Below are 12,027 nucleotides of genomic sequence, written 5' to 3'. Positions count from 1 at the left end.
ACCCTACTCGTTGGCCGAATTCAGGCAGACGCCGCCATCGACGGCGACTTATCCAATGCCCGATCAGGATTCCTCATCGAGGAGCCCCGTTCGGGATTCCCGCTCAGGATTCTTTCTTGGCCTTCAGAACCTGCCGGCCCTTGTACATGCCGGTTTTCAGGTCGAGGTGGTGCGGACGGCGCAATTCGCCCGAATCCTTGTCCTCAGCATAGGTCGGCTTCTTCAGGGCGTCCGCCGAGCGGCGCATGCCACGCCGCGAGGGCGATGTTTTTCTTCTGGGAACGGCCATAACGGTCCTCTAGGGGTGTTGTCGGAGGGCATCGTCCTGATCAGGACCGCCCAGCGCTTGGCGCGGGCTGCGATGCCGATAAGGCCGCGTTTATAGAGGATGGGCTGGCGTAAAGCTAGGCCAGGTTGCGGTTAAAGCGGCCGAAAATTGGCTCAAAATGCGCGATTTTCGCTCCAGCAGCGCTGTAACGCCGCCGCATTGGCCCGCGCCGTATAGGTCGCGGCCAGACGGCGCACCCCGGGGCCCGGATTGCGGGCGCTGCGCCTGACCGGGTTGGGCAGGATCGCCGCCAGTAAGGCCGCCTCCCGCGCCGACAGGGTCGCGGTCGAATGGCCGAACGCGTAGGCTGAGCCTGCTTCGGCCCCGAACTGCCCGGACGGTCCGAGTTCGGCGATGTTGAGGTAGATCTCCAAAATCCGCTGCTTGGACAGCACCAGGTCGATCCACAGCGCCAGTGGCAGCTCCAGCGCCTTGCGCACCACGCTGCGGCCCGGCCACAGGAACAGGTTCTTGGCGACCTGCTGGGTAATGGTCGAGCCGCCGCGCGTGACCTCGCCGTCCTCGGCGTCGTCCATGACGTCGCGCAGTGCGTCCCAATCGACCCCGTGATGGCTGCAGAACTTGGCGTCCTCGGAGCCCACCACCGAACGCGGCAAATAGGGTGAGATCGCGCTGAAATCGATCCATGGCCGCGACACCGGCGCGCCCTTGAGCCAGCGCCAGGCCATCAGCGTCGAGACTGGATGACCGGTGCGATAGAACGGCGTCACCAGATAGGGCAGCAACAGCGCCACCAGCAGGATCAGCCCCAGAATTCGGACAATGCGCAAATTGAATATTTCCGGTTCGGCCCCGCCGGGGGACCGATCAACAAGGCCCGCCGATCAATAGGCCCCCACGCAAATGACATCTCCATGATAATTCGAGCGTTTTCCAGCACTTTTAAGGCGTTTCCGTCGCCTCGCCGGAATTGACGTCGGGCGTGCCATCAACGATTGTCCGGCCAAATCGAGCTAGAGCTATTCTTGTAGCTATTCGTGTAGCCGTTCTTGGAGCCATTCTGGATGACGACCGTGACTTTCGACTTTGCCAAACGACTGGACCAGACCGCGGAGGATACCGAAGCCCTGCTGGCGAAGCTGCTGTCCGACACGCTGCTACCGGACGAGATCGCGCGGCCGAAGCGGCTGATGGACGCGATGCGCTATTCCAGCCTCGGCGGCGGCAAGCGGCTGCGTCCGTTTCTGGTGGTCGAAAGCTCTGCCGTGTTCGGCGTGCCGCGCGAGGCCGCCCTGCTGGCCGGCGCAGCGCTCGAATGCATCCACTGCTATTCGCTGATCCATGACGATCTGCCGGCGATGGACAACAGCGATCTGCGCCGGGGACGTCCGACCCTGCACAAGAAGACCGACGACGCCACCGCGATCCTCGCCGGCGACGGGCTGTTGACGCTGGCGTTCGACATCATCACCCGCGACGAGCTGCACAAGGACCCGACCGTCCGCCTGCTGCTGACGCGCGCGCTGGCGCGTGCCTCCGGTCTCGGCGGCATGGTCGGCGGCCAGATCCTCGATCTCGCCGGCGAAGGCCGCTTCGGCGACCGCGAGCCGGTCGACGTGGCGCGGCTGCAGCAGATGAAGACCGGCGCGTTGCTGCGCTATGGCTGCATCGCCGGAGCGATCCTCGGCCAGTCCACGCCTGGGGAATATCAGGCGCTCGACGATTACGGCCGCGCGCTCGGCGAAGCCTTCCAGATCGCCGACGACCTGCTCGACGTCGAAGGCGATGCCGCAGCCCTCGGCAAACAGACCGGCCAGGACGCCGCCCTCGGCAAGACCACCTTCGTCACCCAGCTCGGAATCGACGGCGCCAAGCAGCGCGTGCGCGACCTGCTGGCGCGCGCCGATTCGGCGCTGTCGATCTTCGGAGCCAAGGGCGACGTGCTGCGGGCGGCGGCGCGCTTCGTCGCCGAACGCAACAGCTGACGTGCCAACCCCCAAGCACGACATCGACGGGTTTATCGACCGGTTCAGGAAAATGCCGGTCCCGCTCCGCGTGGTCTATGCGCGGCCGCGCACGTTCATCTCGATGGCGATCGGCATCGTCGCGTTCTTCCTGCTGCCGGGTTCGCTGCGGCTGGTGACCCGGCTGCTGGTCGGCTGGGACGTCTTCGTCTCGTTCTATCTGGCGCTGGTCTACATCATGGTGCTGCGCAGCGGCATCGCGCACATCCGCCGCAACGCGGTGCTGCAGGATGACGGCCGCTTCCTGATCCTGCTGGTGACCGCGCTCGGCGCCTTCGCCAGTATCGCCGCTATCGTGTTCGAACTGGGCGCCTCGAACCGCAGCGGGCCTGGACTGGCGCTGGCGACGATTACGATCGCACTGTCATGGACGGCGGTTCACACCGCGTTCTCGCTGCATTACGCACATGACTATTATCGCGGGTCCAAGCCCGGCGGCCTGCAGTTTCCGAGCGGCGACGCGGATGACGAGGCTGACTATTGGGACTTCGTCTACTTCTCGTTCGTGATCGGCATGACCGCGCAGGTGTCCGACGTCGGGATCACCGACCGGATCATCCGCCGCACCGCGACGGTGCACGGCATCATCTCGTTCGTGTTCAACACCGCGCTGGTCGCGTTGATGGTCAATATCGCCGCCAGTGCGATTTAGGTTACGGGCACTTTCCGGACATGATGGCGCCGTAACCGTTGCAACCAACTTCACGTTCCCGCCCGGTCAGTGGCTGGCCGGAAGCCCCGATCCCAGGAGCGGATGATGAAGTGCGCGGGGAAGCGGGCTCTGGAGCGCGCCTGACAATAACGCGCCTCGGTTCCTGCGGCTCCCGAACTGACCGCTCGCGCTCCCGGCGATCGTCCGTATCGCGCCTGGCGACCGGCTTCTTCTCCGGGCGCTTCTCGCATTCATTGTCGCCGTTGAGGAACGAGCCTTCGGCACAGCTGATCTTGCTGCAGCGGTCGCCATCGGCCCTGAAGCCATGTTCGCAGATCAGCGGGCAGACCCGCGACGTCTTCAGCTTGACGGCGTCGAGCGTATCGACGCTCGCCACTTTGACGTCGAGCTTGGTCCCGGCGTAGCGGTTGAACTGACTCAGCGAACGCTGCGAGGCCGAATTCCATTCGCCATCGGCAGCCCCTGTCAGACAACCGACGCGGCGCAGCTCGGTCTGTACCGATTTGGTGACATCGGCCTGCGGCGGCCCGGCACTGAGGGCCGCGAGGTTCACACTTTTGTCCTTGTCGGCAGCGGCCTTTTCAGCCGCGGCGCGCTTCTGCTCGGCGGCGGCGGCCTGATCCTGCGCCACCTGCTTGGCTTTCTCAGCCGCGATGCGCGCCTGCTCGGCGGCCTTGGCGTCAGCCTCGGCTTTCGCCTGCTGCGTCTTCTGGGCGCCTTCGGCAGCGAGCCGCGCCCGCTCCTGTTCGGTCAGCCGCGCCTTCTCGGTCGCGGCGACCCGGGCCTCTTCGGCCGCGATCTTCTCGAGCTGAAGTTTGGCGAGGCTGGCGTAGAATCCATCAGGGTATTGCGCCAGGAAGGCGTTGAGCGCGCTCTTGTTGCCGACTTGCAGCGCCAGTTCGTAATCGCGGCGAGCCTCGGCCTGCGCGCTGAGCGCGGGCACAGCTGGCGCGGCTGCCGCGGCGGGGGCCGCGCGGGCGGGCGCCGGCACAAGCGGCACGTCTTCACCGCCGAGCGAACCATAAACGAACGGCTCCTGCCGGTTGTTGGTGGTCTTGAGCACCTCGTCGCGGACAAAGCCGAACGCACGGCGCACGTCGAGGCCGGGCGTCGTCAGGTGATGGGAAAGCGCTAACGTAAACGGGCTATTGGTACCATCGCCGTCGGCGGCGGTGGAGCCGGCCTTGGCCGAATAGGCGATCAGCACGTTCGGACTGGTCGGCTCGACCTTGGCGAGGCCTTGGCCAACCGCGCGCGTGGCAACGGTGCGCTTCATCTTCTTGGAAAACGGATTGTCGCGGCAGGCGTCGAGAATGACGAGCCGCAACTTCTTGGCGGGCTCGATCGCGATCAGGATGCGGTCCAGCGAAAATGCCTCGTCATAGATATCGGTATCGCGTTCCAGCTTGGCATCCACCGGAATGAGATAATTGGAGCCGTCGACCTCGATGCCGTGGCCGGCGTAATAGACCACCGCAATATCGGCATCGCGCGCGCGGTCGGCAAAATCGCGCAGCGCGCGCCGGGTCTCGGCCGCCGGAAGGTCGCGGCGGGAGTCGACGACATCGAAGCCGGCATCCTTCAAGGTGGCGGCCATTTTGGCGCCGTCGTTGGCCGGATTGGCGAGCGGCGCGACATTCTGGTAGGCGGAATTGCCAAGCACCAGCGCCACGCGCTTCTCGGCAAGAGCCGGTTCGCTCACCAGCAGGAGGGCTGCGGCGGTCAGAATCCATCGATACAATTTTAGAGATCCGGATTTCATCATGACGCGTCCTGATCCTCGCACTTTCTAACACACCGGCCTGCCTACCAGAAGCCAAAGCCGGGCTTTGTGAGTTGGGTCACGATCCGCTCCGGTGCCGATCGTGCGACCGCTCTGTTATTAGTCCGGCAAACCCGCCGCCGGTTCGCCCGCCTTCGCTTTTTCGTCGGGTTCCCGAAGGGGTATAGACCCCTCATGGCGGCAGGGTATTCCCGAAACGCGCGCCCGCTCAGCGCGGCACGACATGCCCTTCATACTGCGGCAAATCGTCCGTGATCGAAACCCAGGGCGCCTTGGATCCCACGAAGATGTGGGCGGTCGGGCGGATCGAGGGATCGTCGACCAGCGTGCCCATCGCGACATGGACGTAGGCGCCGTCGCGGACCACCGAATAGAGCAGCGAGCCGCAGCGACGGCAGTGCGCGTTGTGGCCGGTCGCGTCGCCATGGATCATGAGGCCGTCATCGCCCTTGGTGACACGAAGCTTGTCGCGCGCAATGCCCGCGAACGGCTTGAACGCCGAACCGGTGGTCCGCCGGCAATTCGAACAGTGGCAGTTGAGGGCGTATTCGAAGGCGTCAGCGACGGCGTAGCCCACCGTACGGCAGAAGCATTCTCCGACCAGGATGCGAGCATTTTGAATTGCTGAACCCGACACGAATTATTCCTCGCGGTGATGACGAACTCACCATAGCGCATTGGGCCGGTTCGTGGCTTAATTCAGCCCAAACAAACCTGAATCCCGGAGGATACGCCGTGAGCCATGACCGATCGACCGTCGAAGCCGTGGTCAAGAACTACTTCGATGGCCTCTATGAGGGCGACGCCGACAAGCTCAGCGCGATCTTCGACCCGACCGCGGATTTGCGCTGGGTCGAAAAGGGCGCGTTGCAGGTCCTGACCGTGCCGGACTGGCTCGACCGCGTCCGCAAGCGGCCGTCGGCGAAAGCGGAAGGCAAGCCGCGCGAGGATTTTATCGTCACGATCGACCGCTCGGACGACCAGACCGCCTTCGTCAAGGTGCGCTGCCAGTTGCCGCCGCGCTATTTCACCGACTATCTGGTGGCGATGAAGCTGGCCGACGGCTGGAAGATCGTATCGAAATCCTATCGCTACGATCTCAGGGAATGACGGCCGCGCGGAGTGCAACCATGCGCAAGATTATCGCCATCCTCGTTCTCGCTTCCTGTCTCGCCGCCTGCGGTATGATCAATACGCTTGTGGACGGCTACAAGCATTCGCAGGCCGTCGCGAGCGATCTTGAGCAGGTGACCGGGCTGAAGCCGGGCGTAGGTTTCAACTGGCACAATGGGCGGCTCGTCTCGGTGACCGTCACCTTCCCGAAGCTGTACGACGCCAAGCCGCTCCGCGAACTTGCCGACGCGGTGCGCGCCTCGGTCAGAAAGCAGTTCCAGCAGACGCCCGAGGATATCGAACTCGGCTTTTCGCTGGGCGCGACGGCGCCGGACACGTCGGCGCAAACGGAGCGACCGCTTCGACAGGCGGCCCTCGCACCATAACCCCGGGTTCCGGATTGTCCTGCGTCCGTGCGCCCGCCCCCGGCGGCATTGACCTTGCAGGTGTTTCCCTGCGAATGGGGACCACTATGGAAGCCAAGTTTCAGATCTTCTTGATCCTGCTCGCCGTGCTGGCAGGGACCGCGCTGTTGGCGCGGCGCATCAACGCGGTGCCGGCCATCCTGCTGCTGCTGGCCGGCATCGCACTCGCCTTCGTGCCGGGGATGCCGTCGATTGAATTGCCGCCCGAACTGGTGCTGCTGGTGGTGCTGCCGCCGCTGATCTATTCGGCCGGCGTTGCCATGAGCTGGCGCGAGTTCAAGTTCAACCTGCGCGTCATCATCCTGTTGTCGGTCGGATGCGTGATTTTCACCGCCTTCGCGGTCGCCGCCGCCACGCACTATCTGATCGGGTTGCCCTGGGGCGTCGGCTTCCTGCTCGGCGCCATTGTCGCCCCGCCGGACGTGGTGGCGCCGCTGGCGATCGCACGCAAGCTCGGGCTGCCGCGCCGCATCCTCGTCGTGCTCGAGGGCGAGGGTCTTGCCAACGACGCCACCGCGCTGACCCTCTATCGCTTCGCGGTAGTTGCGATTTCGACCGGGCTGTTCTCGCTGCCGCAGGCGACCGGCACGTTTGCGGCCATCGTGGTCGGCGAGATCCTGTTCGGCGCGGCGGTCGGCTGGCTCTCGCTCCGCGTCCGGCATCGCGCCCGCGATCCGCAGGTCGAGATCACGCTGTCCCTGATCACGCCCTACGTCGCCTACTGGATCCCCGAGCATTTCGGCGGCTCCGGCGTGATCGCGACCGTCGCCTGCGGCCTCTATATCAGCTGGAACGGGCCGCTATGGATCTCGTCGGCGACGCGTCTGCAGGGCATCTTCGTCTGGGACCTCGTGATCTACCTGATCGAAGGCCTGCTGTTCCTGCTGACCGGCTTTCAGATGCGCTCGCTGCTGGAGAAGTCGAAGGCGTTTCCGCTCCACGACATTCTGTTTGCGGTCGGGCTGGTCGTGGTCATCGTCGTCGTCGCGCGCTTTGCCTGGGTCTATCCCGCAACCTATCTGCCGCGAACCTTCAACAAGCGGCTGCGCGAGCGCGACCCTTACCCATCCTGGCGCACGGTGTTCGTAATCGCCTTCACCGGCGTGCGCGGCGCGGTGTCGCTGGCCGCAGCGCTTGCGCTGCCCTACACCCTGTCGAACGGCGAGGCGTTTCCCTATCGCGACCTGATCCTGTTCGTCACCTTCGGTGTCATCCTGATCACCCTGGTCGGGACCGGATTGGGATTGCCACCGCTGGTGCGATGGCTCGGCGTCGCGCAAGCCGGCCATGACGAACACATCGCCGAGCATGAAGCCGAGATCGAGGCGCGGCGCGAGGCGCTCGCTGCCGCCCTCAAATCGCTCGATGCCATCACCGACGACCGCGAACTATCCGACGAAGTCGTGAAGCTGCTGCGCGCGCGGCACGAGATTCGCGCCAACCAGTTGCCGGATACGCTCGATCCCGACAAGCACGACGTCTCGGCAGCCGGCACCGCGCTGACACGCGAACTGATCGCGGCGGAGCGAAAATTCATCCACGTTTTGCTGCGCGACGGCAAGATCACCGACGAAACGCGCCGCCGGATCGAGCGCGACCTCGATCTGGAGGAGGCGAGCCTGAGCAACCGGGAGTACCGGCGGATACCGTTGTGACGATATATCACCACCTGTCGTCCCGGCCTTGAGCCGGGACCCATACGCCGCGGCCTATCGATCGGGCGATGGAGTTGCCACCTTCTTCAACAATTGCAGCCGGTGGTTATGGGTCCCCGCCTTCGCGGGGACGACGAGAGAGCCCTACTCCGCCGCCGCATTCCTGCCCGGCGCGCCGACGTATCCGGCCGCATCGCCGAACCGTTCGATCATGACCGCGGTCAGGTCCTTGGCCTTGCTGGTGACGCAGGCGCCGGAGCGCACCGTGTAGCGGTCCTGATGCGCGACGTGTGAGGGCGCTTCGCCCTTCTGCAGCGCGCGGGCGGCTTCCATCACCAGTTTGCGGAAATGCAGAATCCCGAGATCGGTCGGCCCAAGATGCTCGCGGGTGCGATCGGCAATCCGGCCCTGGCTATCCTGCACGGCGGCGTCCTGTTCGGACACGCCCTTGATGCCGGTGTAGCTGCTGGTCTTCTGCAGTTTGCGGTCGATCAGGTAATCATTCGCCCTGTTACGCAACGGTATGTAGTTGTCGTCGACCTCCGACATCACGCCATTGCCACGGTCATAACCGTCGCGTTCGGCCTGCGTCAGCGGGCGCTCCGGGTTCCAGGCATAGGTGTAGATCCAGCAGCCGGTGTCGGTGACCGGAACGAAGCTCTGGCCGAAGATATTCTCGCCGGGCATCGAGCTCGGCGCATAGGCGTGCACCGGCATCAGGAACTGGGCGATGCGCCAGTAGATATTGTCGGTGCCGGTCAGCCGGCCGCCGGCGACCGTCAGGCCGGCCTCGTGCGGATGGATCTTGATCACCGGGCGCGGATCTTCGGCGATCCAGCGCATATGGTCGGTGGCGACCCGCGTCAGCGGATTGACGAAATGCTTCTTGATATCGAGGATTTCGTTCTCTTCTTTTTCGAAGCTCAGATGCGCGAAGGTGAAATGCGCGGTGTCGATCGCGCCTTCCAGCGCTTGCACCCAGTTGCAGTCCTGCCACTTCTTGGTGACGTAGCGGTGCGAGGCCGGCACCAGCGCCATCTCCAGCGCCGGCAATTCCGGAACCTGCTCCGCCGGGCCCATATAGGCCCAGATCATGTCGCCCCATTCGCGCACCGGATAGGACTTGATGCGGATCAGGTCCTTGGCGTTGAGGTCGGGATACGACGTCGGCATGTCGACGCAGCGGCCATCGGTGTCGAATTTCCAGCCGTGATAGACGCAGCGGATGCCGCATTCCTCGTTGCGGCCGAGCCAGAGATTGGCGCCGCGGTGCGGGCAGTACTGGTCGATGACGCCGACTACGCCGCGGCTGTCACGGAAGGCGAGCAGTTCCTCGCCCATCACGACAATCTTCTTCGGGGTGCCGTCGGCGTCGGGCAATTCCTTTGACAGCAGCACCGGCAGCCAGAACCGCCGCAGCAATTCGCCCATTCCGGTTCCGGCGCCGCTCTCGGTCAGGAATTTGTTGTCTTCCGCGCGGAGCATGGGGCGTCCTCCGATGTTTGTCTTGCTTTTGGCCAAGCTTGGCGCAGGTCGCGCGAGCCGTCAACGCATTCCAACTAGACCGGCCGTTCGCCCTTCACCGTTACCCGCGTGCCGGAACGGGTGTGCGGCCAGTAATCCCACATCGCGCGGTGCTGGGCGCAGCGGTTGTCCCAGAACGCGATCGCGTTTTCGGTCCAGCGGAAGCGGCACTGGAATAGCGGATTTTCCGCGTGCTGGTAGAGATAGGCCAGCATGGCGTCGCTCTCGTCGCGGGGGACGCCGATCAGGAAGCGGGTGAAGCCGCGGTTGACGTAGAGCGCCTTCTTGCCCGTCACCGGATGGGTGCGCACGACCGGATGCTCGGCGCGCGGATATTGCGGCCGGTCGGCGACGCCGTAATTGGCGTACAGCCCGCGATAGGTCTGCTCGCCGTCATGCAGCGCGGTGAGCCCATCGAGATAGGCCTTCATCCGGTCCGACAAGGATTCGTAAGCCGCGTACATGTTGGCGAACAGCGTGTCGCCGCCGCGCGGCGGGCACTGCTTGATGTAGAGGATCGAGCCCATCGGCGGCTCCTCGTCGCAGGACACGTCGGTGTGCCAGCCCTCGCCATTGGCGCGTGGGCTATCCTTGTCGGCATAGATCTTCATCAACGCCGCATCGTCGCCTTCATGCGGTGCGGCGGGATGGATGTGCAGGTCGCCGAACTTGCGGCCGAAGGCGAGGTGCTGGGCCGGGGTGATGTGCTGGTCGCGAAAAAATATCACGAGGTTTTCGGCAAGCGCGCGATGGATCTCGTCCATGGTGCGGTTGGAGAGCGAACCCGCGAGATCGACGCCGGAAATCTCGGCGCCGATGATTGGCGTCAGCTTCTCGACGCCGATGGTCTCGTAGGGCTCGGTCTCGCCGGCGACGTGCCGGTAGCGAGGTCCCTGCTTGCTGGACAGCGAGCTCATGGACGTCCTCCGATGGCTTGTTTATTTGCGCCATCGTAGCCCGGATGAAGCGAAGCGCAATCCGGGATCGAACAATCCGCCAACAACCCAGCCCCCGGATTTCGCTGACGCTCATCCGGGCTACGGGCGACGCGTTACTCCGCCGCCGTCACCGTGCTCGCGGGGGTCTTGCTGGCGGCGCCGTAGCGCTGGTCGATATAGTCGATCACCAGCGCCTTGAAGTCGGTGGCGATCGAGGGCCCGCGCAGGGTGCGGAACTTCTTGCCGTCGACGAACACGGGCGCCGCCGGGGCTTCGCCGGTGCCGGGCAAGGAGATGCCGATATTGGCGTGCTTGGATTCGCCGGGGCCGTTGACGATGCAGCCCATGACCGCGACGTTGAGTTCCTCGACGCCGGGATATTGTGTCTTCCAGCCCGGCATTTCGGTGCGGATGAAATCCTGGATCGAGCGCGCCAGTTCCTGGAACGTGGTCGAGGTGGTGCGGCCGCAGCCGGGGCATGCCGCGACCAGCGGCACGAAGGTGCGGAAGCCCATGGTCTGCAGCAATTCCTGCGCGACCTGAACTTCCAGCGTGCGGTCGCCGCCGGGCTCCGGCGTCAGCGAAATGCGGACGGTGTCGCCGATGCCGTCCTGCAGCAGGATGCCGAGCGCGGCCGACGAGGCGACGATGCCCTTCGATCCCATGCCGGCCTCGGTGAGGCCGAGATGAATGCAGTAGTCCGACCGCGACGCCAGCGTCTGATAGACCGCGATCAGGTCCTGCACGGCGGAAACCTTCGCCGACAGGATCATCCTGTTCTTGGGCATGCCGAGCTCTTGCGCGCGGGCGGCCGACAATAGCGCCGACTGCACCATCGCTTCACGCGTCACCGCGCGGACATCCTTCGGCTGCGGCAACAGCGCGTTTTCGTCCATCAGCTTGGTCAGCAATTCCTGGTCGAGCGAGCCCCAGTTGGCGCCGATGCGGACCGGCTTGCCGTTCTTGTTGGCGATCTCGATGATGTCGGCGAACTGGGTGTCGCGCTTGTTCTTGAAGCCGACATTGCCGGGATTGATGCGGTATTTGTCGAGCGCCTCGGCGCAGGCCGGATAGTCGGCGAGCAGCTTGTGACCGATGTAATGGAAGTCGCCGATCAGGGGCGTGGTGATGCCCTGCTTGCGCAGGCCGTCGCGGATGTGCGGAACGGCAGCGGCAGCTTCCTCGCGATCGACCGTGATGCGGACCATTTCCGAGCCGGCGCGCGACAGTGCCGCGACCTGCGCGATGGTGCCGGCGATATCGGCGGTGTCGGTGTTGGTCATCGACTGCACGACGATCGGCGCGCCGCCGCCGACGGCGACATTGCCGACCATGACCTGGGTGGTTTGATGCCGGGCGCGCGGGCCGGCGACGTCGTCTTGCGGGAGTTTTTCGGGCTTGTTCATGGGGCCTCGAATATCAGGTTTTGGTGACATTCACCAAGGGAACGGGGACGACAGCGCCCACCTTCTCCCGAATTGAAATTTTACTCTGTTTATTCAATGACTTAGACAAGCCACGACGGTCGAAGGCGCCACCATCGGCGACGCCTTCCCGTAACCCACTATATTGGACAGGAATCGCTGGATTGGAAGGGCGAGCC

Annotated in this window: 12 protein-coding genes; 5 read left to right on the top strand and 7 right to left on the bottom strand. The window is 64.6% G+C overall.

Translation table 11 applies throughout. The annotated features are described in order from the left end of the window. Positions 1-103: 103 nt before the first annotated feature. Both rpmF and mtgA read right to left on the bottom strand, forming a co-directional pair. The gene (gene rpmF / locus BLR13_RS19415; RefSeq protein ID WP_027540899.1) at positions 104-289 is read right to left on the bottom strand and encodes a 50S ribosomal protein L32; all 186 of its coding nucleotides are present in this window, start codon (positions 287-289) and stop codon (positions 104-106) included. A 152-nt stretch (positions 290-441) separates the two neighbouring features. After that, positions 442-1,119, bottom strand: a complete 678-nt coding sequence (mtgA, locus tag BLR13_RS19410) for a monofunctional biosynthetic peptidoglycan transglycosylase (RefSeq protein ID WP_074820489.1) — start codon at positions 1,117-1,119, stop codon at positions 442-444. Between the two features lie 234 nt (positions 1,120-1,353). Between mtgA and BLR13_RS19405 the strand changes: the two genes are divergently transcribed. Both BLR13_RS19405 and BLR13_RS19400 read left to right on the top strand, forming a co-directional pair. Then, entirely contained in the window at positions 1,354-2,274 is a 921-nt protein-coding gene (locus BLR13_RS19405) for a polyprenyl synthetase family protein (RefSeq protein ID WP_074820491.1), read from the top strand. Between the two features lie 52 nt (positions 2,275-2,326). Then, on the top strand, positions 2,327-2,965 hold the full coding sequence (locus tag BLR13_RS19400) for a DUF1345 domain-containing protein (RefSeq protein ID WP_074820493.1): 639 nt from the start codon (positions 2,327-2,329) through the stop codon (positions 2,963-2,965). Between the two features lies 1 nt (position 2,966). Here BLR13_RS19400 and BLR13_RS19395 read toward each other — a convergent pair whose 3' ends face one another. Further along, positions 2,967-4,751, bottom strand: coding sequence for a caspase family protein (locus BLR13_RS19395; protein ID WP_079586149.1), 1,785 nt, complete (start codon positions 4,749-4,751; stop codon positions 2,967-2,969). Positions 4,752-4,977: 226 nt separating this feature from the next. Next, positions 4,978-5,406, bottom strand: coding sequence for a GFA family protein (locus BLR13_RS19390; RefSeq protein WP_074820495.1), 429 nt, complete (start codon positions 5,404-5,406; stop codon positions 4,978-4,980). Positions 5,407-5,504: 98 nt separating this feature from the next. Here BLR13_RS19390 and BLR13_RS19385 point away from each other — a divergent pair, with 98 nt between their 5' ends. From BLR13_RS19385 to BLR13_RS19375, 3 genes are all read left to right on the top strand, one after another. Beyond that, positions 5,505-5,879, top strand: coding sequence for a nuclear transport factor 2 family protein (locus tag BLR13_RS19385; RefSeq protein WP_074820497.1), 375 nt, complete (start codon positions 5,505-5,507; stop codon positions 5,877-5,879). Positions 5,880-5,899: 20 nt separating this feature from the next. After that, positions 5,900-6,268: a hypothetical protein gene (locus BLR13_RS19380; RefSeq protein WP_074831330.1), complete on the top strand. Its 369-nt coding sequence runs from the start codon at positions 5,900-5,902 to the stop codon at positions 6,266-6,268. Positions 6,269-6,354: 86 nt separating this feature from the next. Then, the gene (locus BLR13_RS19375; protein WP_074820499.1) at positions 6,355-7,962 is read left to right on the top strand and encodes a Na+/H+ antiporter; all 1,608 of its coding nucleotides are present in this window, start codon (positions 6,355-6,357) and stop codon (positions 7,960-7,962) included. Between the two features lie 144 nt (positions 7,963-8,106). On the opposite strand, the gene BLR13_RS19370 is transcribed toward BLR13_RS19375, so the two are convergent. The 3 genes from BLR13_RS19370 to ispG all read right to left on the bottom strand — a co-directional run bounded on the left by BLR13_RS19370 (position 8,107) and on the right by ispG (position 11,830). Further along, positions 8,107-9,447 carry a Rieske 2Fe-2S domain-containing protein gene (locus BLR13_RS19370; RefSeq protein ID WP_074820503.1) on the bottom strand — a complete coding sequence of 447 codons (1,341 nt, stop codon included), beginning with the start codon at positions 9,445-9,447 and terminating at the stop codon, positions 8,107-8,109. 74 nt (positions 9,448-9,521) lie between these two features. Further along, positions 9,522-10,403 (bottom strand): TauD/TfdA dioxygenase family protein, encoded by an 882-nt coding sequence (locus tag BLR13_RS19365; RefSeq protein WP_074820504.1) that lies wholly within the window; start codon positions 10,401-10,403, stop codon positions 9,522-9,524. Between the two features lie 134 nt (positions 10,404-10,537). After that, positions 10,538-11,830, bottom strand: a complete 1,293-nt coding sequence (ispG, locus tag BLR13_RS19360; RefSeq protein WP_074820506.1) for a flavodoxin-dependent (E)-4-hydroxy-3-methylbut-2-enyl-diphosphate synthase — start codon at positions 11,828-11,830, stop codon at positions 10,538-10,540. Positions 11,831-12,027: the final 197 nt, after the last annotated feature.

The sequence above is a fragment of the Bradyrhizobium ottawaense genome (assembly GCF_900099825.1).
Classification (GTDB): Bacteria; Pseudomonadota; Alphaproteobacteria; order Rhizobiales; family Xanthobacteraceae; genus Bradyrhizobium; species Bradyrhizobium ottawaense_A.
Note: the sequence above shows the minus strand (reverse complement) of the source record. Positions and strands in the feature narration are given on the sequence as shown.